Raw genomic sequence first — 23734 nt, 5'->3', positions numbered from 1 at the left:
GTGTTTTGGAAGATATTTTCAGTCTGTTTGAGCGGCCGAAAGATCCGTTGAACTTCAACGCCATCCGTCTCTCGGTTTCCTCTCCCGAGGCGATCCGCGAGCGTTCCTTCGGCGAGGTCAAAAAGCCGGAGACGATCAACTACCGGACGTTCAAGCCTGAGCGTGATGGCTTGTTCTGCGCCAAGATTTTCGGTCCGACCAAGGACTACGAGTGTAATTGCGGTAAGTACAAGCGCATGAAACACCGCGGCATCGTCTGCGAAAAGTGCGGCGTCGAGGTCATTCCCAGCAAGGTGCGTCGTGAGCGGCTCGGGCATATCGACCTGGCCTGCCCGGTGGCGCATATCTGGTTCCTCAAGTCGCTTCCGAGCCGCATATCGACCCTCCTCGACCTGACCCTGAAAGAGGTTGAGCGGGTTCTCTATTTCGAGGCCTATATTGTTCTGGACGCCGGCGATACCGCGCTGACGGTCGGCCAGTTGCTGACCGAGGACAAGTACCGTGAGGCGATGGACGAGTTCGCCGGCCAGTTTACCGCCGGCATGGGGGCCGAGGCCATCCGTGAACTGCTGATGGCCATCGACCTCGAGGAACTCGGGACCACCCTGCGGCTGGAGATGAAGGAAGCCGCGAGCGAGGCCAAGCGGAAAAAGACCGCCAAGCGACTCAAGGTGGTCGATGCCTTCCGCGACAGCGGCAACCGTCCCGAGTGGATGATTCTTGAGACGATCCCGGTGCTGCCGCCGGAACTGCGTCCGCTGGTTCCTCTTGACGGCGGCCGTTTCGCGACCTCCGACCTGAACGACCTCTATCGTCGGGTGATCAACCGCAATAATCGACTCAAGCGGTTGATGGAACTGCGTGCTCCGGATGTCATTATCCGTAACGAGAAACGGATGCTGCAGGAGGCGGTCGATGCCCTGTTTGACAACGGTCGACGCGGGCGGGCGATTACCGGCCCCAACAAACGTCCGCTGAAATCTCTCTCCGACATGCTCAAGGGCAAGGGTGGCCGGTTCCGGCAGAACCTGCTCGGCAAGCGTGTCGATTATTCCGGTCGTTCGGTTATCGTTGTCGGCCCCGAGTTGAAGCTGCACCAGTGCGGGTTGCCGAAGAAGATGGCCCTCGAACTGTTCAAGCCGTTCATCTACAACCGGCTTGAAGAACGCGGCTTCTGCACCACCATCAAGAGCGCCAAGAAGATGGTGGAGAAGGAAAAGCCGGAGGTGTGGGATGTTCTCGAAGAGGTCATCAAGGAACATCCGGTGATGCTCAACCGTGCCCCCACCCTGCACCGCCTCGGTATCCAGGCTTTTGAACCGGTGCTGATCGAGGGCAAGGCAATTCAGTTGCATCCGCTGGTCTGTACCGCTTTCAACGCCGACTTCGACGGCGACCAGATGGCGGTTCACCTGCCGCTTTCGATTGAGAGCCAGATCGAGGCCCGGGTGCTGATGATGTCGACCAACAACATCCTCTCCCCGGCGCACGGCAAGCCGATCATCGTTCCGTCGCAGGATATGATCCTCGGTCTCTACTATATGACCCGTGAGCGGGCCTTCGTGCCGGGGGAAGGGCAGACCTTTGCTGATGAGGACGAGGTGCGCCGTGCCTATGATGCCGGGGAGGCCGATCTGCAGGCAAAGATCAAGGTCCGTTTGTCTCCCGTAGCCGGGCAGTCGCCGGAACTGGTCGAAACCACCGTCGGTCGCGTCCTGCTGCATGAGGTGCTGCCCGCGTCGATCCCCTTCAGTTATATCAACAAGGTGATGGGGAAGAAAAATGTTGCCGAGTTGATCGATGCCTCCTTCCGGCTTGCCGGCAACAAGGACACGGTTATTCTCGCCGATCGTCTTAAGGCAACCGGCTATCGTTTTTCGACCCTGGCGGGGATTTCCATCTGTCTCGATGACATGGTTATTCCGGAAAACAAGCAGGATTATATCGATGCCGCTGTCAAGGAGGTCACCGAGATCCAGCAGCAGTACACTGAGGGTTTGATCACCGATGGCGAGCGTTACAACAAGGTCATCGATATCTGGGCCAAGTGTACCGAGGATATTGCCGAAATCATGCTCGGCAATCTTTCCATAGATGAGGTCGAAGACCCCCGTACCGGGGAGAAACGAACCATCCCCTCGCTGAACGCCATCCATATGATGGCCGACTCCGGCGCCCGGGGCAGTGCCCAGCAGATTCGTCAGTTGGCCGGTATGCGTGGTCTGATGGCCAAGCCGGACGGTTCGATCATTGAGACCCCGATCACCGCCAACTTCCGTGAGGGCCTGACGGTTCTGCAGTACTTCATTTCGACCCACGGTGCCCGCAAGGGTCTGGCCGACACCGCGCTGAAGACCGCCAACTCCGGTTACCTGACCCGACGCCTGGTCGATGTTGCCCAGGACGCCATCGTCACCGAGCAGGACTGCGGCACCCTCAACGGCATCGAGGTTTCATCGTTGACCGAGGGGGGAGAAGTGATCGAACGGCTCGGTGACCGGATCCTTGGCAGAACGTCTCTTGAAGATGTTCTTGATCCGGTGACGGATGAAGTTCTGGTCGAGGCTGATCAGGAGTTCACCGAGGAGCAGGTGGCTAAAATCGAGAATGCCGGAATCGAGAAGCTGAGTATCCGCTCGGTGTTGACCTGCCAGAGCAAGCGCGGTATCTGCGCCCTCTGCTATGGGCGGGACCTGGCACGCGGACACATGGTCAACCTCGGTGAGGCAGTCGGCGTCATCGCCGCCCAGTCGATCGGCGAACCGGGAACCCAGCTGACCATGCGGACCTTCCATATCGGCGGGACCGCCGCCAAGAAGGCCGAGCAGACCTCCCTGGAGGCCCGTTTTGATGGAACTTTGAAATACATCAATCTCAACACCGTCGTGAACCGTGAGGGCCACCACGTGGTCATGAACCGTAACGGTGAAATCGCGGTTGTCGACGAAACCGGGCGTGAGCGTGAGCGTTACGGAGTCGTCTATGGTGCCCATCTGCCGGTCGGGCCCGACGGCGAGGTCAAGCCCGGGGCGCTGCTGGCGGAGTGGGATCCCTACACCATGCCGATCCTCACCGAGATTTCCGGACATGTTCGTTTCGGGGATATCATCGAGGGTGTCACCATGGAGGAACAGCTTGACGAGGTGACCGGACTGGCGCGTAAAGTTGTTGTTGAAAGCAAGAATATTGACAAGCGTCCGCGGATCACTCTCAAGGGCGAGGATGGTAAGACTGCCAAGTTGCCCAATGGCCAGCCGGCACGTTACATGCTCCCTGTCGGGGCCAATATTATCGCCCCTGAAGGTATCGAGGTCGGTGCCGGAGAGATCCTCGCCAAGATCCCGCGGGAAACCACCAAGACCAAGGACATCACCGGTGGTCTGCCGCGGGTTGCCGAACTGTTCGAGGCCCGTAAGCCGAAAGAGTATGCCGTCATCTCGGAAATCGATGGTATCGTTTCCTTCGGCAAGGATTCCAAGGGTAAGCGCAAGGTGGTTGTAACCCCCGAACTGGGTGAAAGCAAGGAATACCTGATTGCCAAGGGCAAGCACATCTCGGTTCATGAGGGCGACTTCGTCAAGGCCGGTGAGGCCTTGATGGACGGCTCTTCCAACCCCCACGATATTCTCCAGGTGCTCGGTGAAGAAGAGCTTTCGAAGTACCTGGTCGATGAGGTGCAGGAGGTTTATCGCCTGCAGGGGGTCGGGATCAACGACAAGCATATCGAGGTTATCGTCCGCCAGATGCTGCGCCGCATCAAGATCAAGGAGGTTGGCGACACCGGCTTCCTGGTTGATGACCAGGTGGAACGTTGGCGGTTCGAAGAAGAGAACGAGCGGGTTCTGACCGCCGGCGGCCAGCCGGCCGTGGGTGAACCGTTGATGCTCGGTATCACCAAAGCTTCGTTGTCGACCGAATCCTTTATTTCGGCCGCCTCCTTCCAGGAAACCACCAAGGTGCTGACCCAGGCCGCTATCGAGGGCAAGGTGGATCAGTTGCGTGGGCTCAAGGAGAACGTCATCATGGGACGGCTGATTCCCGCCGGAACTGGGGTTATGAAGTATCGCAGCGCCCAGCTGCTGATCGAGGATCCCGAAGAGTTCATGGAGGAGCCGGAAGAGATCGACGAGGAGGCCGAGGAGGTCGCCGAAAGTGCTGCCGAAGGGCCCTCCGAAACCGTAAATTAGCCCTTTTTCCGGCGTTGCCGGAAAAAGGAAAAACAGTCCAAAAAGTCCTTGACAAGAGGGAGGCCGATTGATAGATTCAGCGGGTTTTCCCCCGAAGGAGCCGTACGCTCTTTTGCAAGGAAGCTTACTGAGAAAATGGGAGTCTTTGAATGCCGACGATCAATCAATTGATCCGTAAGGGACGTAAGAAGAAAATCAATAAATCGACCGCGCCGGCACTGCAGTGCTGTCCGCAGCGGCGCGGTGTCTGTACACGCGTTTATACGACGACGCCGAAGAAGCCGAACTCGGCTTTGCGTAAGGTGGCGCGTGTGCGGCTGACCAACGGCATTGTGGTGACCTCCTATATTCCCGGGGTCGGCCATAACCTGCAGGAGCACTCCGTGGTGTTGATTCGTGGCGGCCGTGTCAAGGACTTGCCGGGTGTTCGTTATCACATCGTGCGTGGTGCTCTTGATCTGGCCGGTGTGCAGGATCGCCGCCAGGGACGTTCCAAGTACGGCGCCAAGCGCCCGAAATAAGATAGGTTTTGAGAGGTCGTTATGCCTAGAAGAAGAGAAGTTCCGAAGCGTGTTATTCTGCCCGATCCGAAGTATCATGATCGGATGCTGGCCAAGTTTGTCAACAGCATCATGCTTGACGGTAAGAAGAGTACCGCTGAGGGAATCGTCTACGGCGCTTTTGATCTGATTGCCGAGCGTACCGGAGACGACCCGCTTGAGGTCTTCAAGAAGGCGCTTGAGAATGTTCGTCCGGTGCTGGAAGTCAAGTCCCGCCGTGTTGGTGGTTCGACTTATCAGGTGCCGGTGGAGGTTCGTTCTGATCGCCGTAATGCCCTTGCCATGCGCTGGCTGATCAACTATTCGCGGCAACGTGGTGAAAAGACCATGCGTGAGCGGTTGGCTGGAGAGCTTCTGGATGCTGCCGGGAATCGCGGCAATTCGGTCAAGAAGCGTGAGGATACCCATCGGATGGCCGAGGCCAACAAGGCCTTCGCCCATTATCGCTGGTAGTTATATTTTCTGGTCGGAATGTGCGGTCCGACTGAGGCTTGAAAGACGTGGCACGTAAAGTAGCACTTGAAAAGACGCGTAATATCGGCATTATGGCTCATATTGATGCCGGCAAGACAACGACCACTGAGCGGATTCTCTATTATACGGGGGTCTCTCACAAGATCGGTGAAGTCCATGATGGTGCTGCCACCATGGACTGGATGGAGCAGGAGCAGGAGCGTGGTATCACTATTACCTCCGCCGCGACGACCTGTTTCTGGAATGATCATCGGGTCAACATCATTGACACCCCGGGGCATGTCGACTTTACGATCGAGGTTGAGCGCTCGCTGAAGGTGCTTGATGGATCGATCGCGGTCTTCTGCTCGGTTGGCGGTGTCGAGCCCCAGTCTGAGACCGTCTGGCGGCAGGCCGACAAATATGGTGTTCCGCGGATAGCTTTCATCAATAAGATGGATCGTATTGGTGCCGATTTTCAGCGAGGCATCGACATGATGCGTGATCGGCTTGGTGCCAATCCGGTACCGATTCAGTTGCCGATTGGCAGGGAAGATCAATTTCGTGGTGTCATCGACTTGGTGCAGATGAGGGCGATTGTCTGGGATGATGAGTCGATGGGTGCCAACTACGAGGTGATCGACATCCCTGATGACCTGAAGGGTGAGGCCGAGGCTGCCCGTGAGGCGATGATTGAAGAAATCAGCTCTCAGGATGAAGAGCTGATGGAGAAGTATCTTGCCGGTGAAGAGTTGACGATCGACGAGGTTAAGGCCGGCATCCGTAAGGCGACCATTGGTCTGCATATCAATCCGGTCCTCTGTGGGTCCGCCTTTAAGAATAAGGGTGTTCAGACCCTGCTTGATGCTGTGGTTGATTACATGCCGTCGCCGCTTGACGTTCCCGCCATCAAGGGTGTCAATCCGGATAATGGTGAAGAATTGACCCGGCCCGCTGATGATAATGGGCCCTTCTCGGCTCTGGCGTTCAAGATCATGACCGACCCGTTTGTCGGTCAGTTGACCTTCTTCAGGGTTTACTCCGGAGTCGCTGAGTCCGGCGCTTCGGTGCTGAACTCGACCAAGCAGAAAAAAGAACGGTTCGGTCGGCTGTTGAAAATGCACGCCAACAAGCGGGAGGAAATCAAGCAGGTTTACTCGGGGGATATTGCCGCGGCGGTTGGGCTGAAAACGACGACCACTGGCGATACTCTCTGTGATGACAAGCAGCCCTGTCTCCTGGAGGCGATGGAGTTTCCGGAACCGGTCATTCATATCGCCGTTGAACCAAAGACCAAGGGTGATCAGGAGAAACTCGGAACCGCACTGCAGAAGTTGCTGCAGGAGGACCCTTCGCTGCAATGTCATACTGACGAGGAGACCGGTCAGACCATTCTTTCCGGAATGGGTGAACTGCATCTTGAGATCATTATCGATCGTCTCAAGCGGGAGTTCAAAGTTGAGGCCAATGTCGGTGCGCCCCAGGTTGCCTACCGTGAAACTATTACCAAGACGGTTGAGGTAGAGGGCAAGTTCGTGCGTCAATCGGGTGGCCGTGGACAGTATGGTGATTGTCATTTGCGGCTTGAGCCGGTGGAGCCGGGCGGCGGGTTTGAGTTCGTCGATCAGATCAAGGGTGGCGTCATCCCGCGAGAATATATCCCGGCGGTCGGCAAGGGCTGTGAAGAAGCCTGTCAGAATGGCCCTGTGGCCGGATATCCGATGGTCGATGTCAAGGTGACTTGCTTTGACGGTTCCTATCATGATGTCGACTCCTCGGAGATGGCTTTCAAGATTGCCGGTTCCATGGGCTTTAAAGAGGGGGCCAAAAAGGCTGGACCGGTTCTGCTTGAGCCGATGATGGCGGTCGAAGTCGTGGTTCCTGAAGAATATATGGGCGATGTCATGGGTGACTTGAGCAGCCGACGCGGCAAAGTTATGGGAATGGACAGTCGCGGTGGAGCTCAGGTGGTGAATGCCCATGTGCCGCTGGCAAATATGTTCGGTTATGCGACCGATCTGCGCAGCTCGACCCAGGGCCGTGCGACCTACACCATGGTTTTCGATCATTATGAGCAGGTACCGAACTCGATTGCAGAAGAGATCGTTGCCAAGGCTAACGGATAAAGGATCAGGGAGGACGACCCCATGTCCAAGGAAAAGTTTGAAAGAACAAAGCCCCATGTCAACATCGGCACCATTGGCCACGTTGACCATGGCAAGACCACGCTGACTGCCGCTATCACCAAGGTTCTCGCCGAAGCCGGCGGCGCCGAGGCGATGGCCTTTGACCAGATCGACAACGCTCCCGAAGAGCGCGAGCGCGGTATCACCATTGCCACCGCCCATGTCGAATATGAGACCGACACCCGGCATTACGCCCATGTTGACTGCCCGGGTCATGCCGACTACGTCAAGAACATGATCACCGGTGCTGCGCAGATGGACGGCGCGATCCTGGTCGTGTCCGCGGCCGACGGTCCGATGCCGCAGACCCGTGAGCATATCCTGCTCGCCCGTCAGGTCGGTGTTCCGGCGATGGTTGTCTTCCTCAACAAGGCCGACATGGTCGATGATGAGGAGTTGATGGAGCTGGTCGAGCTTGAAGTTCGCGAGCTGCTCTCCAGCTACGACTTCCCCGGTGACGATATTCCGATTGTGGCTGGCAGTGCTCTGGCCGCCCTCGAAGGTCGTGACGACGCCATTGGTAAAGACAAGGTTCTTGAACTGATGGCTCAGGTCGACAGCTACATTCCGACCCCGGAGCGTGACATCGACAAGCCTTTCCTGATGCCGGTCGAGGATGTTTTCTCGATTTCCGGTCGCGGTACCGTGGCCACCGGTCGTGTCGAGCGCGGGGTTGTCAAGGTCGGCGAGGAGATCGAGATCGTCGGCATGAAGGAGACCAGCAAGACCGTCGTGACCGGCGTCGAGATGTTCCGCAAGTTGCTGGACCAGGGGCAGGCCGGTGACAACATCGGTGTTCTGCTGCGCGGCGTGAAGCGCGAGGAGATCGAGCGCGGCCAGGTTCTGGCGAAGCCGGGCAGCATCACCCCGCACACCAGGTTCAAGGCTGAGGCCTACATCCTGACCAAGGAAGAGGGTGGTCGTCATACCCCATTCTTCAAGGGCTATCGTCCGCAGTTCTACTTCCGCACCACCGACGTGACCGGGATCTGTACTCTCCCCGAGGGGACCGAGATGGTCATGCCTGGCGACAACGTGGCGATGGAGATCAATCTGATCACCCCGATCGCCATGGACAAGGAACTGCGTTTCGCCATCCGCGAAGGCGGCCGCACCGTCGGTGCCGGCGTCGTCAGCGAAGTTATCGAGTAATCAGGGAGCAGTTTCATGCAGAGCCAGAAAATAAGAATTCGTTTGAAGGCGTACGATCACAAACTGCTCGATCAGTCCGTTACCGAGATCGTCGACACCGCGAAGCGGACCGGCGCTCGGATTGCCGGGCCGGTGCCGTTGCCGACCGTGATCAACAAGTACTGTGTTCTTCGCGGGCCGCATGTCGACAAAAAGAGTCGTGAACAGTTCGAGATGCGTACCCACAAGCGGTTGCTTGACATCGTTGAGCCGACCCAGCAGACGGTCGACGCGCTGATGAAGCTTGACCTGTCAGCGGGTGTCGATGTCGAGATCAAGCTGTAACCAAACGTTTTCGTCGCATCAGGGATACGAACGATGATCAAGGGAATTTTGGGAAAAAAACTGGGCATGACCCAGATCTACGCGGCCGACGGGCGGCGGGTGCCGGTGACAGTTGTTGAGGCCGGGCCCTGCGTTGTTTTGCAGAAGAAAACCGTCGAGAGCGATGGCTACAACGCCGTACAGCTCGGATTCGCGCCGAAGGCTGCCCACCGGGTCAACAAGCCGGAGATGGGTCATTTCAAAAAGGCCGGCAAGGGAGCGTTTGCTCACCTTAAAGAATTTCGAGTCAAGGATATTGACGGTATTAATGTCGGTGACGAGGTGACCTGCGCCGACATGTTCCAGATCGGGGATATCGTCGACATCACTGGCACCAGCAAGGGTAAGGGCTACCAGGGTGTCATGAAGCGGTGGAATTTTGCCGGTGGTCGTTCGAGCCATGGTTCCAAGTTTCATCGTGCTCCCGGTGCCATCGGTTGCAGCGCGTGGCCATCACGGGTCTTCAAGGGCAAGAAAATGGCCGGTCAGATGGGTAATGAGCGTGTCACCACCCAGAACCTGGCAATCGTTGATGTTCGCCCCGAGCAGAATCTGCTGCTCATCAAGGGGGCCGTTCCGGGGTCGCGCAACAGTGTTGTGACTATCCGTCCCGGTGTTAAGCTGCCCACCGAATAACGGCGTGGTCGCTCCTGGAGAAAGATAATGGCGAAGATTACTGTTTTTGATATCGATAAAAATGAGGTCGGGGAACGAGACCTTGCAGACGCTGTTTTCAACGACGACGTCAAGGGTTACCTGATCCACGATATGGTTCGTTACCAGTTGGCCAAGAAGCGTCAGGGAACGGCCAAGACCAAGGGGCGCAGTGAAGTCTCCGGTGGCGGCAAGAAGCCCTATCGGCAGAAAGGGACCGGCAACGCCCGCCAGGGTACCATGCGGGCTCCCAACTTTGTCGGTGGCGGTACGGTGTTCGGCCCGACCCCTCGCGACTACACCTTCAAGCTTAATCGCAAGGTGAAGAAAGCGGCACTGCGAAGCGCTCTCTCCGCTCGTTACAAGGAGGAGAAGCTGACCGTTCTCAATGGACTGAAGTTCGAAACGATCAGCACCAAGGGCTTTGCCGCAGTTTTGTCGCGCTTCGAGCTCGACAAGACCCTGGTGGTTATTGATCAGCCCGAACCGACCGTCGAACTGTCGGCGCGCAATCTTCCCGGTGTCAAGGTTCTGCGCGCCGAGGGCGTCAATGTGTATGACATTATGAAGTACCCGAACCTGGTACTGACTGAGGCCGCCGTGGCCCAGCTTGAAGGAGCGTTGGCATCATGAAACCCCTGCATCAGATCATCAAGCGCCCCTTGATTACTGAAAAAACCAGCATGGTTCGTGAGGGTGGCAATGTTGTGGCCTTTGAGGTTGCGCGTACTGCCAACAAGATCGAGATCAAGCAGGCCGTGGAAAAAGCCTTCGATGTCAAGGTTGAGGGAGTGAACACGGTTCTGGTCGCTGGTAAAGTCAAGCGTGTCGGCCGGAATTTCGGTAAGCGCAGTAATTGGAAGAAGGCCTATGTGACCCTCGCCGAGGGGAACGAAATCGATCTCTTCGGGGTTTAGGTCTTCAGACAGTGGATAGGGAGTTGCGATAATGGGCATCAAGAAATATAAACCGACATCGGCCGGCCGCCGTCATATGACCTCGGCCAACTTCGACGAAATTACCCGTTCGGAGCCCGAGAAGTCCCTGCTGGCCCCGCTCAAAAGCAGTGGCGGCCGCAACAACAACGGCCGCATCACCAAGCGGCATACCGGGGGCGGTCATAAGCGCAAATACCGGATCATCGATTTCCGGCGTGACAAGAAGGAGATCCCGGCCAGGGTTGTCGGGGTTGAGTATGATCCGAATCGTTCAGCGCGTATTGCCCTGCTCCATTACGCTGACGGTGAAAAGCGTTATATCCTGGCTCCGAATGGATTGCAGGTCGGCCAGGAGGTGATTGCTTCAAGCAGCGCCGACATCAAGCCCGGCAACGCCCTGCCGATCCGTTCGATACCGCTCGGTACCTGGGTTCACAATGTTGAACTCAAACTTGGCAAGGGCGGGCAGTTGGCGCGCAGTGCCGGCAGTTACGCCATGATCGCCGCCAAAGAAGGCAAGTACGCTCAGTTGCGGCTCCCTTCGGGCGAAGTCCGACTGGTGCTGCAGGATTGTTGTGCCACTGTTGGTCAGGTCGGTAATCTTGACCATGAGAATGTCAAGCTTGGCAAGGCCGGCCGCGCCCGCTGGCTCGGCAAGCGCCCGCAGTCCCGCGGTGTCGCCATGAACCCGGTCGATCATCCCCATGGTGGTGGTGAGGGCAAGAGTTCCGGTGGTCGCCATCCGGTCACTCCCTGGGGCGTTCCGACCAAAGGCTACAAGACTCGAACCAACAAGCGTTCCGACCGCTTTATCGTGCGGCGGCGTAAGAAATAAGTTTCCGCTGCGCGGATGAGATTCTAGAGGAGAATATCGATGGCAAGATCGATCAAGAAGGGACCTTACGTTGAAGAAAGCCTGATGCGTAAAATCGACCCCGAGGGGCAGCCCGATTCACGCAAGGTCATCAAAACCTGGTCCCGGCGGTCCACCATCCTGCCCGAGTTCGTCGGCTACACCTTTGCGGTCCACAATGGTCGCAAATTCGTGCCGGTCTTCGTCTCCGAGAACATGGTTGGCCATAAACTTGGTGAGTTCGCTCCGACCCGGACTTATTACGGGCACGGTTCTGACAAGAAAAAGAAAAAGTAAATTCGGCGAGGAGTGGTTCCAATGGAAGCCAAAGCCAAATTGAGATATGTACGCCTGTCACCGCAGAAGGCGCGTTGGGTGGTCGACATGGTCCGCGGCAAGGGAGTGCAGGATGCCTTGAATGTCCTGAAATTCTCTCCGCAGAAAGCCGCCGGGATCGTTGCGACCCTGGTCAGTTCCGCGGTCGCCAATGCCGAACAGAAGGGCGTTTCGGACGTTGACCAGTTGTACGTTAAAACCATCACTGTTGATCAGGGTCCGGCCCTTAAGCGGTTTCTTCCGCGCGCCCAGGGGCGGGCCACCCGTATCCGTAAACCGACGAGCCATATCACCGTGGTTCTGGACGTGAAGTAGTCGTTGAGGAGGTGAAACTTTGGGCCAGAAAGTTCATCCAGTAGGTTTTCGTCTCGGAGTAATCCGGACCTGGGAGTCGAAGTGGTTCGCAACGTCGAACTATGCCGACTTGCTGCATGAGGATATCAAGCTCCGTGACTACCTCAAGAAGCGACTGTTCCATGCCGGGATCTCGAAGATCGAATTAGAGCGTGCCGCCAATAAGGCCAAGATCAATATCTTCGCCGCGCGGCCGGGTATCATCATCGGCAAGAAGGGCTCTGAAGTTGAAGCCCTGAAAAGAGAGCTTGCCAAGCTGACCGATAAAGAGGTGTTTATCAACATCCAGGAGATCCGCAAGCCGGAAGTTGATGCGCAGCTGGTTGCCGAGAATGTCGCCCTGCAGCTTGAACGCCGGGTTGCGTTTCGGCGGGCAATGAAAAAATCGGTTGGCCAGGCCCTCAAGTTTGGTGCCGAAGGCATCAAGATCGAATGTTCCGGTCGTCTTGGCGGTGCTGAAATGAGCCGCCGCGAATGGTACCGCGAGGGACGGGTTCCGCTTCATACCCTGCGCGCCAATATCGACTATGGTTTCGCTGAGGCCAAGACCACCTATGGCATTATCGGTGTCAAGGTGTTGATCTTCAAAGGCGAGGTCCTGAGCCAGGAACAGGCTCAGTAAGATTTAGAACAGAGGAGTTCCCTGACCATGTTAATGCCCAAAAAGGTTAAACATAGAAAGCAGTTCAAAGGGCGCATGAACGGAGCCGCCAAGGGAGGTACCGGCCTGAATTTCGGGGACTTCGGTCTTCAGGCTACCGAGTGTGGCTGGCTTTCATCCCGGCAGATCGAAGCTGCCCGGCGGGCGATGACCCGTTATATCAAGCGTGGCGGCAAGATCTGGATTCGTGCCTTTCCTGACAAGCCGCTGACCAAAAAACCGGCCGAAACCCGCATGGGTAAAGGTAAGGGATCGCCGGAGAGCTGGGTTGCCGTGATCAAGCCCGGTGTCATGCTCTACGAAATGCAGGGTGTCAGTGAAGAGGTTGCTCGCGAGGCGATGCGCCTCGGCGCCCACAAACTTCCGATGCGGACCAAGTTCGTGACCAGGGAGGACTCCAATGAAGGCAAGTGAGATTCGCGAACTGGATGCTGCCGAGCTGGAGAAGAAGATTCTGGAACTCGATCAGGAACTCTTCAACCTTCGCTTTCAACTGCATACCGGACACCTTGAAAACACCGCCCGTATCGGTCAGGTGCGTAAGGATATCGCCCGGGTTAAGACGGTTCTGCAGCAAAAGCAGGCGTAACAGACGCGACGAGGAAAACAGATGACGCAGCGTGGTAATCGAAAAACCCGAGTTGGGGTTGTGGTCAGTGACAAGATGGATAAAACCGTCGTTGTCAAGGTTGATAACCTGGTCAAGCACCCCGTTTACAAGAAATATATCAAGCGCCGTTACACCTGTAAGGCCCACGATGAGCAGAACAACTGTGAAATCGGGGACAAGGTGCTGATTGTGGAAACACGTCCTCTCTCCAAGCAGAAGCGCTGGCGGGTGCGTGAAATCCTTGAGAAGAACGTCTAGGCAGGTTTAGGAGATACACCGATGATCCAGATGCAGTCCATGCTCGATGTAGCAGACAATTCCGGTGCCCGGAAACTCTGCTGTATCAAGGTTCCGGGAGGCTCCAAGCGGAAATACGCCGGTCTGGGGGACATTATTATTTGTTCCGTCAAGGAGGCGATGCCGAACTCCAAGGTCAAGAAGGGCGATGTGGTGAAGGCCGTCATTGTCCGGACGAAGAAGGAGATCAACCGCCCGGATGGCAGTTATATCCGTTTTGACAATAACTCGGCAGTGGTGATCAATGCTGCCGGTGAGCCGGTGGGGACACGAATTTTCGGTCCCGTGGCGAGAGAGTTGCGCGCCAAGCGTTACATGAAGATTGTCTCTCTTGCTCCCGAAGTTCTGTAATTCGCAGCGCTTGGAGATTGTGAACGATGGCAGCGATCAAATATCACGTTAAAAAAGATGATACCGTCATGGTTATTGCCGGCAAGGAAAAAGGCAAAACCGGCAAGGTGATGCGTATCATCGCTGACAGTAACCGTGTTGTGGTGGAAAACCTCAACATGGTCAAGCGTCACACCCGCCCCAGCCAGACCAATCAGGATGGGGGGATTGTTGAAAAGGAAGCGCCGCTGGCCATCTCCAACGTGATGTTGGTCTGTGCCTCCTGCAACAAGCCGACCCGGACTGGTGTCCGTGTCCTTGATGACGGTGCTAAGGTCCGCTTCTGCAAGAAGTGCAACGAGATCGTGGATAAGTAACGGAGTTTTTCCATGGCCAGATTGAAACAGCAATACGAGACCGAAATGGTCCCGCGCCTCAAAGATTCCCTGGGGCTTAAAAATGTGATGGAAGTGCCCAAGGTTGAAAAGGTCGTTGTCAACATGGGGCTCGGCGAAGCGATTCAGAACATCAAGGTTCTAGAGTCCGCTGTTGAGGAGCTTGGCCTGCTGACCGGGCAGAAACCGATCGTCACCAAGGCCAAGAAGTCCATCGCCCAGTTCAAATTGCGCGAAGGGATGCCGATCGGTGCTGCCGTGACGCTGCGTCGCGAACGGGCGTACGAGTTTCTTGATCGCCTGATCAATGTCGCATTGCCTCGGGTTCGCGATTTCAAGGGAATTTCTCCCAAGGCATTTGATGGTCGTGGTAACTACACTCTCGGCATCAAGGAACAGATCATTTTCCCTGAGATTGATCTCGACAAGATCGATAAGGTCAAGGGGCTGAATATCACCATTGTCACTACTGCCAAAAACGATGAGCATGGCCGTGCGCTGCTGCGTGAACTCGGCATGCCGTTCCGTAAAGGCTAGGGCGGAGGAACAACGTGGCTAAGAAATCCATGATCATCAAGGCCAAACGGCCGAAAAAGTTCAAGGTTCGGGAGTACAATCGCTGTCCCCTCTGCGGTCGTCCCCGTGCTTACTATCGTAAATTCAACATGTGCCGGATCTGCCTCCGGAAGCTTGCCTCCGACGGTAAACTTCCCGGAGTGACCAAGTCCAGCTGGTAACACCTCGAGGAGTAGCAGCCAATGTCGATGACAGATCCTATCGCGGATTTGCTGACCCGCATCCGTAATGCCGGAATGGCTAAGCACCAGAAGCTTGACATGCCGTCTTCGAAAATCAAGGTGGCAATCGCGACGGTGCTCAAGGAGCAGGGTTACATCAAGAATTTCAAGGAGACCCCCGACTCCAAGCAGGGTATGCTGCGGATTTACCTCAAGTACGATGAGGAACAGCAGCATGTCATTCATGAATTGCGGAGGGTTTCGACTCCGGGTTGCCGGGTCTATGTCGGCAAGGACGAGATCCCCCAGGTTAAAAACGGCCTCGGCTGTGCCATCCTGTCCACCTCGCAGGGGGTGATGGGGGATGTGGCCGCACGTGGAGCGGAAATCGGCGGCGAGCTGATCTGCACCATCTGGTAGGCATTAAAGGAGAGTTTCGGATGTCTCGAATCGGGAAGAAACCCATCAGCATACCTTCCGGCGTCAAGGTTGCCCTCTCCGGGGCGGTCATCAACGTTGAAGGGCCCAAGGGCAAACTGAGCCGCAGCGTGCACCAGGACGTCAGTGTTGAAGTCGGTGCCGAAGAGATCCTGGTCAAGCTGGGTGAAAGCGCCAAGGGGACGGCCATGCAGGGCCTGACCCGGTCCCTGATCGCCAATATGGTGGAAGGGGTGACCAAGGGCTTTGAAAAGGTTCTCGAAATTAACGGTGTCGGCTACCGTGCGGATCTGAAAGGCAATGTCCTCAATCTGTCGCTCGGTTTTTCTCATCCGGTTGAGTTTTCTCTGCCGGACGGAATCACCGCAGAGGTTGAGAAGCAGACCAAGGTTTTCGTTCGCGGGATCGACAAGGAACTGGTCGGCTCTACAGCCGCCAAGATCCGCTCGTTCCGCGAGCCCGAGCCCTACAAGGGCAAGGGCATCAAGTACGCAGACGAACGCATTATCCGCAAGGCGGGTAAGGCCGGTAAGAAATAACCCGCAACAGGGTAAGGAGTCAGACCGTGAACAACGCAGAAAAACGGCGCCAATCCCGACTCAAGCGGCAGGTCCGTGTTCGCAACAAGGTGCGGGGCACCGCAGAACGCCCGCGATTGAGTGTTTTTCGCAGCGCCCGCCACATTTATGTGCAGGTGATCGACGATGTCAACAACCGCACCCTGGTGTCCGCCTCGACCGTCAACAAAGAGGTTGGCGCGGATCTGCAGGGGACCGGGAATGTCGATGCCGCCAAGGCGGTTGGTGTCGCCATCGCCAAGAGGGCAATCGCCCAGGATATCAAACAAGTGGTATTTGACCGCAATGGCTTTCTGTATCACGGCCGGGTCAAGGCCCTTGCCGACGCGGCTCGGGAAGCCGGCCTGTCGTTTTAGCTGAAGGAGGAGATCCTTGCTGCGCAATGATCCGAACGAAATGGAATTGACCGACCGCGTGATAGATATCAATCGCTGTTCGAAGGTCGTCAAAGGTGGCCGACGTTTCAGTTTCTCTGCACTGGTTGTGGTCGGTGATGGAAAAGGCTCAGTCGGCTTCGGGCTTGGTAAGGCCCGCGAAGTGCCCGAGGCGATTCGCAAGGGTGTTGAAAAGGCCAAGAAGAGCATGATCACCGTACCGCTCAAGGGCAAGACGGTCCCTTATGACGTCATCGGCAAGTATGGTGCCGGGCGCGTGCTGCTGAAGACCGCTTCGGAAGGTACCGGGGTTATCGCCGGGGGACCCGTCCGTGCTGTTCTTGAGGCGGCAGGGGTTGGCGACATTCTCTCTAAGTGCCTGGGATCGAACAACCCGCACAACGTGGTCAAGGCGACCCTTAATGCTCTGCAGCAGCTCAAGAGCCCAGAGACCATTCTGGCCCGCCGCGGCATTACCGCTGACGAATAGGCGGCACAGCAGGAGATACCCAAGATGGCCAGTGAATTGAAAGTCACTCTGAAACGAAGCCCCATCGGACGCCCTGAGTACTTCAAGAAAGTGCTCAAGGGGATGGGTCTGACCAAGCTCAACAAGACGGTCGTGCTCAAGGATACGCCTGAGATTCGCGGGATGATCAACAAGGTCTCGCATATGGTCTCGGTGGCCGAGTAAGCCGACAAGGATGGGTACCATGGATTTGAGCAATCTCAAACCGGCAATCGGTTCGACAAAAAATAGAAAACGGATTGGTCGCGGCCCCGGGTCGGGCACCGGAAAGACTTCCGGCAAGGGACATAAGGGGCAGAATGCCCGTTCCGGCGGTGGAGTCAAGCCCGGGTTCGAGGGTGGCCAGATGCCGATGCAACGGCGTCTGCCGAAGCGCGGCTTCACCCCGCTGATGAAGAAGGTCTATGCCCTCGTCAATCTGCGTGATCTCGAATTGTTCGAGGCCGGCAGTGTTGTCGATGTGGCAGCTCTCGGCAAGGCCGGGCTGATCAACAAGGTCGGTGACGGGGTCAAGATTCTCGGTGACGGTGAGTTGAGTAAGGCTCTGACCGTCCAGGCTCACAAATTCAGCAGGTCGGCCGCCGAGAAGATCGAGGCTGCCGGCGGAAAAGCCGAGGTCCTCTAAATTGTTCGCCTTCATCCAGAATATCTTCTCCATACCTGAACTGCGACGTCGCATCCTCTTTACCCTGGGCATGCTTGCCGTCTACCGTGTCGGTTGTCATGTGCCGACCCCCGGTATCGATGCCAGCGTGTTGGCGAAGTTCTTCGAGGGGACGCAAGGAACGTTGCTGGGGCTGGTCAGTGCCTTTACCGGCGGCGCCTTGAAACGGATGACGGTTTTTGCTCTCGGAATCATGCCGTATATCTCGGCATCGATTATTCTGCAGTTGCTGACTGTGGTCTTCGAGCCGGTTGAAAGACTGGCCAAGGAAGGGGAGCAGGGGCGCAAAACGATCACCAAGTGGACCCGTTACGGGACCATCATCCTGTCGGTGATCCAGGGTAGCGGCATTGCCATCGGCCTGCAGACCATGACCGGACCGGCCGGTGAGCCGGTTGTGCCCAACCCCGGAACCGGTTTCATCCTGCTCACGGTCATTACCTTGACCGCCGGTACCGCTTTCATCATGTGGCTGGGTGAGCAGATTACCGAACGTGGGATCGGCAACGGTATTTCGCTGATCATCTTTGCCGGCATCGTTGCCAACATGCCGAGCGCGCTGGTCAACTCGGTGCGGTTGATGAAAACGGGTGAAATCACCCTGTTCATCTCTCTGCTGATCCTGATCATCATGGCACTGGCCGTATGGGCTATTATCTACATGGAGCGGGCGCAGCGGCGGATACCGATTCATTATGCCAAACGAGTGGTCGGTATGCGTAATGTCGGCGGGCAGACCAGTCATCTGCCCCTGAAGATCAACATGAGCGGAGTTATTCCGCCGATCTTCGCCAGTTCCATTATCATGTTTCCGGCGACTGTCGCCAACCTGGTCGATGTGCCCTGGGTTCAGAAGATCGCCTCGATGATGACGCCGAGCCACTGGCTGTACAATCTGTTTTACGTTGCATTTATCATCTTCTTCTGTTATTTCTACACGGCTGTCACCTTCAACCCGGTTGATGTGGCGGACAATATCAAGAAGCAGGGTGGTTTTGTTCCCGGGATTCGTCCCGGATCGGCGACTGCCGAGTATATCGATACCGTTCTCGGGCGGATAACATTTGCCGGTGCGATCTATGTGTCCGCCGTTTGTGTTTTGCCGACTTTGCTGATCAGCAACCTGAATGTTCCCTTTTACTTTGGCGGGACTTCGTTGCTGATTATTGTCGGAGTCGGGATGGATACTGCTTCGCAGATCGAGTCTCATCTGATTTCGCGGTCTTATGAAGGGTTTATGAAGGGTGTCTCGCTTAAGGGCCGTCGTGGCTAGGTGGAGGGTAAGGTGAATCTGATATTGCTTGGCCCTCCCGGGGCCGGAAAAGGCACCCAGGCGAAACTGCTGATCGAACACTTCGGTATCCCGCAGATTTCGACCGGTGATATGTTGCGCGCCGCCGTCAAGGCGGGTACAGAGATGGGACTCAAGGCCAAGGCGTGCATGGACTCAGGCGCCTTGGTTCCTGATGAGGTTGTTATAGGAATTGTTCGGGACCGACTCCAGGAAGCAGACTGTGAAAAGGGTTTTATTCTGGATGGGTTTCCCCGTACCGTTCCGCAGGCCGATGCCCTGAAGAGCACTCTGGCTGGACTGGGCAAGGAATTGCAGGCGGTGATCTCGCTTGAGGTCGATATCGAGGCTTTGGTTGAGCGTCTGACCGGCCGTCGCACCTGTCGCAGCTGTGGACAGGGCTTCCATCTCCGTTTCGATCCTCCCGGGACTGCCGGCGTTTGTGATGCCTGCGGGGGCGAATTGTATCAACGCGATGATGACCGTGAAGAGACGATTCGTAACCGAATGAAGGTTTACCAGGAACAGACGGCACCATTGGTTTCTTATTACCAGCGGGACGGTTTGTTGGCGGCGATTGACGGAATGCAGGATATCGCTGTCGTTCAGTCAGATATTCGCGCCGCTCTTCTGGAAGGCTGAATTGATAGTTCTGAAGTCGAGGCAGGAAATCGACCGGATGCGTGTTGCCGGGCAGATGGTCGGAGAAATACTCGCACTGCTTAAAGAACGGATTCAGCCGGGAGTAACCACCGGCGAGCTTGATTGCCTCGCTGAGAAAGAATGCCGGAAAAGGAAGGCCTTGCCAGCCTTTAAGGGGTATGGCGGTTTTCCTTTTTCGATTTGTGCATCGCCCAACAATAAGGTTGTACATGGGTTCCCTGATGATGTTCCGTTGCAGGAAGGGGATATCCTCAGTATCGACTTCGGCGTGCTTTACAAGGGTTATTACGGTGACTCGGCAATGACTGTTCCGGTTGGGAAGGTCAGTCCGCATCGCCGACAATTGCTGGAGGTGACCGCGCGATCCCTTGATGCCGGGATCAGTCAGGCGTTGGTTGAGCAGCGATTGGGAGATATCTCCCATGCCGTCCAGGCCACTGTAGAACCGCTTGGATTCAGTGTTGTCCGTGAGTTTGTCGGCCACGGAATCGGGCAGAAATTGCATGAGTCGCCGCAGGTACCCAACTTCGGCCGTCCCCATCAGGGGCCAAAGCTCAAGGAAGGAATGGTGCTGGCGATCGAGCCGATGATCAATGCCGGCAAGCCCGGTGTCAGCGTGCTTGAGGACGGCTGGACCGCGGTGACCATCGATGGTGCCGATTCGGCCCATTTTGAACATACCGTGGCTATTACGGCCAATGGGCCGGAAATATTGACCCGGGTCTGAGGTCGACAGTCTGCCCGGATTCACGATAACCAGGAAGAACGTTAAAGGAACGGACCATGAAAGTTCGAGCTTCGGTCAAAAAAATCTGCGACAAATGCAAGGTCATCAAGCGCAAGGGTGTGGTTCGCATCATTTGCGAAAACCCCAAGCATAAGCAGAGACAGGGCTAAGGGATTAAAGGAGCAGACAATTGGCACGTATAGCTGGTATTGATTTGCCGAGAAACAAGCGGATTGAAATTGCGCTGACCTACATCTATGGAATCGGGCGTTCAACGTCCCAGCAGATTCTCAGCAAGGCCGGGGTTGATCCCAACACCCGCTCTGATGATCTGACCGAGAGTGAGGTTGGACAGATTCGGTCCATCATTGACAATGACTGTAAGGTCGAAGGCGATCTGAGACGTGATGTGACCATGAACATCAAGCGTCTCATGGATCTCGGTTGCTACCGGGGCCTGCGTCATCGCCGCGGTCTGCCGGTGCGCGGTCAGAAAACCAAGACCAATGCCCGGACCCGTAAGGGGCCGCGCAAAACTGTCGCCGGTAAGAAGAAATAATGCGGAGGAACCATGGCTAAGCCAGGGAAGCGTACAAGCAGAAAAAAAGTCGAAAAGAAGAATGTGGCCACGGGTATCGCGCATATCCAGGCGACCTTCAACAACACGATCGTTACCTTTACCGATGTGGCCGGGAACGTTATCTCCTGGGCCACGGCCGGAGGTTCCGGTTTTCGTGGGTCGCGCAAAAGTACTCCTTTTGCCGCTCAGGTCGCTGCCGAAAGGGCTGCCAAGACGGCTCAGGACCACGGCATGCGCAGCGTTGAGGTTCGTGTCAAGGGGCCGGGGTCCGGTCGTGAATCCGCTCTGCGTGCGATCTCTGCTGCGGGGTTGACCGTGACCATGATCAAGGACGTTACGCCGATTCCGCACAATGGCTGCCGTCCCCCCAAACGTCGTAGAGTCTAAGTAGAGGAGGACGAACGTTGGCTAGATATACTGGTTCCGTCTGCCGTCAGTGCCGGCGAGAAAACATGAAACTGTTCCTCAAGGGGGACAGGTGCTATACCGACAAATGCGCCATCGAGAGACGCAATTACGCTCCCGGCCAGCATGGTCAGGGTCGTATCAAGGTTTCCGATTATGGCACTCAGCTGCGCGAGAAGCAGCGGGTCAAACGTACTTACGGCCTGTTGGAGAAGCAGTTCCGGTCCTATTTCAAGAAAGCGGACCAGATGAAAGGTGTTACCGGTGAGAACCTGCTGGTTCTGCTGGAGCGCCGCCTCGACAGCATGGTCTACCGTCTCGGGTTTGCCTCGTCGCGCAATGAGTCCCGGCAGTTGGTGCGTCACGGACATTTCCTGGTGAACGGGCGTAAGGTCAATATCCCGTCCTACCTGGTTCGTCCCGGGGACGAGATCACCCTGCGTGAAAAGAGCCGCGAAGTTGTGCGTATCAATGAAGCGCTTGACGGCGTGATGCGGCGCGGGGTCCCGTCCTGGGTGGAGCTTGATCGGGCCGGTTTCAAAGGAACGGTCAAGACCCTCCCGGTTCGCGAAGAGATGACGACTCCGGCTTTCAATGAACGCCTGATTGTCGAACTGTACTCCAAATAATTCAACGTGATATCAGGCTGCTGGCCTGAACGTGGAGGGAAACGCATGTATAAAAACTGGAGAGATCTGATTAAGCCCAAGCGCCTCCAGGTCGAAGCGGATACCCTGACGGACACCTACGGCAAGTTCTACGCCGAGCCTTTTGAGCGCGGATTCGGTACCACTCTCGGCAATTCTCTGCGCCGGGTGCTGCTCTCTTCCCTGCAGGGAGCGGCCATCAGTTCGGTGCGGATCAAGGGTGTCCTCCATGAATTCTCCACCATCCCCGGGGTGACTGAGGATGTCACGGATGTCATTCTCAACCTCAAGGGTGTACTGCTGAAACTGCATGGCAGTGACAGCCGTAACGTGCGGATTGTGAAGAAGGGCGCAGGAGAAATTACTGCCGCTGATATCATCACCGATTCACAGGTTGAGATTCTCAATCCCGATCATCATATCGCCACCTGTTCCAAGGAGGCCGATGTCGAGATCGATATGGTGGTCAAACTCGGCAAAGGGTACGTGCCGGCGGAACGCAACCGCGATGAGAAGGCCCCGGTCGGGACCATTCCGATCGATTCGCTCTTCTCGCCGCTGCGCAAAGTCAACTTCAACGTTACCAACGCCCGTGTCGGCCAGATCACCGACTATGACAAGTTGACGCTTGAAGTCTGGTCGGATGGAAGTGTCCGCCCCGATGATGCCGTGGCATATGCAGCCAAGATCCTCAAGGAGCAGCTGCAGATTTTCATCAATTTCGATGAGGAGCAGGAGCCGGAGGAGAGTGAGGAGACAGAAGAGAGTCGCCGGATCAACGAGAACCTCTACCGGACTGTCGATGAGCTTGAACTCTCGGTGCGCAGCGCCAACTGCCTGAAGAACGCCAATATCCGCCTGATTGGCGACCTGGTTCAGCGCAGCGAGGCCGAAATGTTGAAAACCCAGAATTTCGGCCGCAAGTCCCTCAATGAAATCAAGGATATCCTTGCTGAAATGGGACTTGGCCTGGGAATGGTTCTTGAGAATTTCCCTGATCCGGAATATCTGAAAATTTTGCAGAAGCAGGCTGACGAAGAATAGACCGTCCGTCGAACTGTCAGAAAGGATTTAGAGATCATGCGCCATCGTAAAGCAGGAAGACGCCTCGGTCGCAACAGCAGTCACCGCAAGGCAATGCTTCGCAATATGGTAACTTCGCTGCTCCAGCACGAGAAGATCACCACCACCGATGCTCGCGCCAAGGAGTTGCGCAAGCTGGTTGAGAAGATGATTACCCTCGGCAAGCGCGGTACCCTGCATGCCCGTCGTCAGGCCCTGCAGGTGATTCAGGACAAGAAGGTGGTCGCCAAGCTCTTCGAGCAGATTGCGCCCCGCTACCAGGAACGTCCCGGTGGCTATACTCGTATCATCAAGCTTGGACATCGCTCGGGTGACAATGCCTCGATGTCGATCATTGAACTGGTCGAAGAGGAACTGACGATCAAGCCGAAAAAGAAGAAGGCTGCCAAGAAGGCGGAACCCAAGGTCGAGGCACCGGTTGTTGAGGAAACCACGACGGAGGAAGCTCCGGTCGAAGAAGCCCCTGTCGAGGAAGGCACGGCCGGGGTAGAAGCCGCTGAGGAGCCCGCGGCTGAAGCCAGCGTCGATGATGACGCGGTCGGGGAAAAGAGTAAAGACTGATTTTTGCAGTTTTTTGCGCAACCGGGGGCAGGGATAATACCTGCCCCTTTTTTTGTTTTTTGTCCGGCGCAAACTTGACGATTCAGGGGTCTCCGTGCTAATGATGATCGACTTATCGCCCCTCCCGG

General features: G+C 56.3%; 35 protein-coding genes. All 35 read left to right on the top strand.

Annotated features, from left to right (window positions below; genetic code table 11):
* Nucleotides 1-5: 5 nt before the first annotated feature.
* The gene (gene rpoC, locus C2E25_RS01810; protein ID WP_103114092.1) at nucleotides 6-4187 is read left to right on the top strand and encodes a DNA-directed RNA polymerase subunit beta'; all 4182 of its coding nucleotides are present in this window, start codon (nucleotides 6-8) and stop codon (nucleotides 4185-4187) included.
* Between the two features lie 149 nt (nucleotides 4188-4336).
* Complete coding sequence (rpsL, locus tag C2E25_RS01805; protein ID WP_085009340.1) at nucleotides 4337-4708, top strand: 30S ribosomal protein S12; 372 nt, start codon at nucleotides 4337-4339, stop codon at nucleotides 4706-4708.
* A gap of 21 nt (nucleotides 4709-4729) precedes the next feature.
* Complete coding sequence (gene rpsG, locus C2E25_RS01800) at nucleotides 4730-5200, top strand: 30S ribosomal protein S7 (RefSeq protein WP_103114091.1); 471 nt, start codon at nucleotides 4730-4732, stop codon at nucleotides 5198-5200.
* Nucleotides 5201-5247: 47 nt separating this feature from the next.
* Nucleotides 5248-7326 (top strand): elongation factor G, encoded by a 2079-nt coding sequence (fusA, locus tag C2E25_RS01795; RefSeq protein ID WP_103114090.1) that lies wholly within the window; start codon nucleotides 5248-5250, stop codon nucleotides 7324-7326.
* 21 nt (nucleotides 7327-7347) lie between these two features.
* The gene (gene tuf, locus C2E25_RS01790; protein WP_103114089.1) at nucleotides 7348-8538 is read left to right on the top strand and encodes an elongation factor Tu; all 1191 of its coding nucleotides are present in this window, start codon (nucleotides 7348-7350) and stop codon (nucleotides 8536-8538) included.
* Nucleotides 8539-8553: 15 nt separating this feature from the next.
* Entirely contained in the window at nucleotides 8554-8862 is a 309-nt protein-coding gene (rpsJ, locus tag C2E25_RS01785; protein ID WP_085009336.1) for a 30S ribosomal protein S10, read from the top strand.
* 33 nt (nucleotides 8863-8895) lie between these two features.
* Complete coding sequence (gene rplC, locus C2E25_RS01780) at nucleotides 8896-9537, top strand: 50S ribosomal protein L3 (RefSeq protein ID WP_103114088.1); 642 nt, start codon at nucleotides 8896-8898, stop codon at nucleotides 9535-9537.
* A 27-nt stretch (nucleotides 9538-9564) separates the two neighbouring features.
* On the top strand, nucleotides 9565-10188 hold the full coding sequence (gene rplD / locus C2E25_RS01775) for a 50S ribosomal protein L4 (RefSeq protein ID WP_103114087.1): 624 nt from the start codon (nucleotides 9565-9567) through the stop codon (nucleotides 10186-10188).
* Complete coding sequence (locus tag C2E25_RS01770; protein WP_085009333.1) at nucleotides 10185-10472, top strand: 50S ribosomal protein L23; 288 nt, start codon at nucleotides 10185-10187, stop codon at nucleotides 10470-10472. Before rplD ends, C2E25_RS01770 begins: the two co-directional genes overlap by 4 nt.
* Nucleotides 10473-10503: 31 nt before the next feature.
* Nucleotides 10504-11328, top strand: coding sequence for a 50S ribosomal protein L2 (gene rplB, locus C2E25_RS01765; protein WP_085009332.1), 825 nt, complete (start codon nucleotides 10504-10506; stop codon nucleotides 11326-11328).
* A 39-nt stretch (nucleotides 11329-11367) separates the two neighbouring features.
* A complete protein-coding gene (gene rpsS / locus C2E25_RS01760; protein WP_103114086.1) occupies nucleotides 11368-11643 on the top strand; it encodes a 30S ribosomal protein S19 in 276 nt (91 codons plus the stop codon).
* Between the two features lie 21 nt (nucleotides 11644-11664).
* A complete protein-coding gene (gene rplV / locus C2E25_RS01755; RefSeq protein WP_085009330.1) occupies nucleotides 11665-11997 on the top strand; it encodes a 50S ribosomal protein L22 in 333 nt (110 codons plus the stop codon).
* Nucleotides 11998-12016: 19 nt separating this feature from the next.
* Nucleotides 12017-12658 carry a 30S ribosomal protein S3 gene (gene rpsC, locus C2E25_RS01750; RefSeq protein ID WP_085009329.1) on the top strand — a complete coding sequence of 214 codons (642 nt, stop codon included), beginning with the start codon at nucleotides 12017-12019 and terminating at the stop codon, nucleotides 12656-12658.
* Between the two features lie 27 nt (nucleotides 12659-12685).
* On the top strand, nucleotides 12686-13111 hold the full coding sequence (rplP, locus tag C2E25_RS01745) for a 50S ribosomal protein L16 (RefSeq protein WP_085009328.1): 426 nt from the start codon (nucleotides 12686-12688) through the stop codon (nucleotides 13109-13111).
* Nucleotides 13098-13286: a 50S ribosomal protein L29 gene (gene rpmC / locus C2E25_RS01740; RefSeq protein ID WP_085009327.1), complete on the top strand. Its 189-nt coding sequence runs from the start codon at nucleotides 13098-13100 to the stop codon at nucleotides 13284-13286. The genes rplP and rpmC overlap by 14 nt, the downstream gene beginning before the upstream one ends.
* Nucleotides 13287-13307: 21 nt before the next feature.
* Nucleotides 13308-13565, top strand: coding sequence for a 30S ribosomal protein S17 (rpsQ, locus tag C2E25_RS01735; protein WP_085009326.1), 258 nt, complete (start codon nucleotides 13308-13310; stop codon nucleotides 13563-13565).
* Nucleotides 13566-13586: 21 nt separating this feature from the next.
* A complete protein-coding gene (gene rplN / locus C2E25_RS01730) occupies nucleotides 13587-13955 on the top strand; it encodes a 50S ribosomal protein L14 (RefSeq protein WP_085009325.1) in 369 nt (122 codons plus the stop codon).
* Nucleotides 13956-13981: 26 nt separating this feature from the next.
* A complete protein-coding gene (gene rplX, locus C2E25_RS01725; RefSeq protein ID WP_103114085.1) occupies nucleotides 13982-14311 on the top strand; it encodes a 50S ribosomal protein L24 in 330 nt (109 codons plus the stop codon).
* A 12-nt stretch (nucleotides 14312-14323) separates the two neighbouring features.
* The gene (gene rplE, locus C2E25_RS01720) at nucleotides 14324-14866 is read left to right on the top strand and encodes a 50S ribosomal protein L5 (protein WP_085009324.1); all 543 of its coding nucleotides are present in this window, start codon (nucleotides 14324-14326) and stop codon (nucleotides 14864-14866) included.
* 14 nt (nucleotides 14867-14880) lie between these two features.
* Complete coding sequence (locus tag C2E25_RS01715) at nucleotides 14881-15066, top strand: type Z 30S ribosomal protein S14 (protein ID WP_085009323.1); 186 nt, start codon at nucleotides 14881-14883, stop codon at nucleotides 15064-15066.
* Nucleotides 15067-15087: 21 nt separating this feature from the next.
* On the top strand, nucleotides 15088-15486 hold the full coding sequence (rpsH, locus tag C2E25_RS01710) for a 30S ribosomal protein S8 (protein WP_085009322.1): 399 nt from the start codon (nucleotides 15088-15090) through the stop codon (nucleotides 15484-15486).
* A 20-nt stretch (nucleotides 15487-15506) separates the two neighbouring features.
* On the top strand, nucleotides 15507-16043 hold the full coding sequence (gene rplF / locus C2E25_RS01705) for a 50S ribosomal protein L6 (RefSeq protein WP_103114084.1): 537 nt from the start codon (nucleotides 15507-15509) through the stop codon (nucleotides 16041-16043).
* Nucleotides 16044-16069: 26 nt separating this feature from the next.
* On the top strand, nucleotides 16070-16438 hold the full coding sequence (gene rplR / locus C2E25_RS01700; RefSeq protein WP_103114083.1) for a 50S ribosomal protein L18: 369 nt from the start codon (nucleotides 16070-16072) through the stop codon (nucleotides 16436-16438).
* Between the two features lie 40 nt (nucleotides 16439-16478).
* A complete protein-coding gene (rpsE, locus tag C2E25_RS01695) occupies nucleotides 16479-16946 on the top strand; it encodes a 30S ribosomal protein S5 (RefSeq protein ID WP_420094614.1) in 468 nt (155 codons plus the stop codon).
* Between the two features lie 24 nt (nucleotides 16947-16970).
* Nucleotides 16971-17150, top strand: a complete 180-nt coding sequence (gene rpmD / locus C2E25_RS01690; protein ID WP_103114081.1) for a 50S ribosomal protein L30 — start codon at nucleotides 16971-16973, stop codon at nucleotides 17148-17150.
* Nucleotides 17151-17169: 19 nt separating this feature from the next.
* Nucleotides 17170-17610 (top strand): 50S ribosomal protein L15, encoded by a 441-nt coding sequence (gene rplO / locus C2E25_RS01685; RefSeq protein WP_103114080.1) that lies wholly within the window; start codon nucleotides 17170-17172, stop codon nucleotides 17608-17610.
* A gap of 1 nt (nucleotide 17611) precedes the next feature.
* Nucleotides 17612-18922, top strand: coding sequence for a preprotein translocase subunit SecY (secY, locus tag C2E25_RS01680; RefSeq protein WP_085009317.1), 1311 nt, complete (start codon nucleotides 17612-17614; stop codon nucleotides 18920-18922).
* A 12-nt stretch (nucleotides 18923-18934) separates the two neighbouring features.
* On the top strand, nucleotides 18935-19582 hold the full coding sequence (locus tag C2E25_RS01675; RefSeq protein WP_103114079.1) for an adenylate kinase: 648 nt from the start codon (nucleotides 18935-18937) through the stop codon (nucleotides 19580-19582).
* Between the two features lies 1 nt (nucleotide 19583).
* Complete coding sequence (map, locus tag C2E25_RS01670) at nucleotides 19584-20330, top strand: type I methionyl aminopeptidase (protein WP_103114078.1); 747 nt, start codon at nucleotides 19584-19586, stop codon at nucleotides 20328-20330.
* Between the two features lie 56 nt (nucleotides 20331-20386).
* Nucleotides 20387-20500: a 50S ribosomal protein L36 gene (gene rpmJ, locus C2E25_RS01665; protein WP_085009314.1), complete on the top strand. Its 114-nt coding sequence runs from the start codon at nucleotides 20387-20389 to the stop codon at nucleotides 20498-20500.
* A gap of 20 nt (nucleotides 20501-20520) precedes the next feature.
* Nucleotides 20521-20889: a 30S ribosomal protein S13 gene (rpsM, locus tag C2E25_RS01660; RefSeq protein WP_103114077.1), complete on the top strand. Its 369-nt coding sequence runs from the start codon at nucleotides 20521-20523 to the stop codon at nucleotides 20887-20889.
* 12 nt (nucleotides 20890-20901) lie between these two features.
* Nucleotides 20902-21297: a 30S ribosomal protein S11 gene (gene rpsK, locus C2E25_RS01655; RefSeq protein ID WP_085009312.1), complete on the top strand. Its 396-nt coding sequence runs from the start codon at nucleotides 20902-20904 to the stop codon at nucleotides 21295-21297.
* A gap of 17 nt (nucleotides 21298-21314) precedes the next feature.
* The gene (gene rpsD / locus C2E25_RS01650) at nucleotides 21315-21944 is read left to right on the top strand and encodes a 30S ribosomal protein S4 (RefSeq protein ID WP_103114076.1); all 630 of its coding nucleotides are present in this window, start codon (nucleotides 21315-21317) and stop codon (nucleotides 21942-21944) included.
* Between the two features lie 45 nt (nucleotides 21945-21989).
* The gene (locus tag C2E25_RS01645; protein WP_103114075.1) at nucleotides 21990-23006 is read left to right on the top strand and encodes a DNA-directed RNA polymerase subunit alpha; all 1017 of its coding nucleotides are present in this window, start codon (nucleotides 21990-21992) and stop codon (nucleotides 23004-23006) included.
* 36 nt (nucleotides 23007-23042) lie between these two features.
* Nucleotides 23043-23606 (top strand): 50S ribosomal protein L17, encoded by a 564-nt coding sequence (rplQ, locus tag C2E25_RS18070; protein ID WP_103114074.1) that lies wholly within the window; start codon nucleotides 23043-23045, stop codon nucleotides 23604-23606.
* Nucleotides 23607-23734: the final 128 nt, after the last annotated feature.

It is taken from the genome of Geothermobacter hydrogeniphilus, from assembly GCF_002898515.1.
GTDB lineage: Bacteria > Desulfobacterota > Desulfuromonadia > Desulfuromonadales > Geothermobacteraceae > Geothermobacter_A.
Note: the sequence above shows the minus strand (reverse complement) of the source record. Positions and strands in the feature narration are given on the sequence as shown.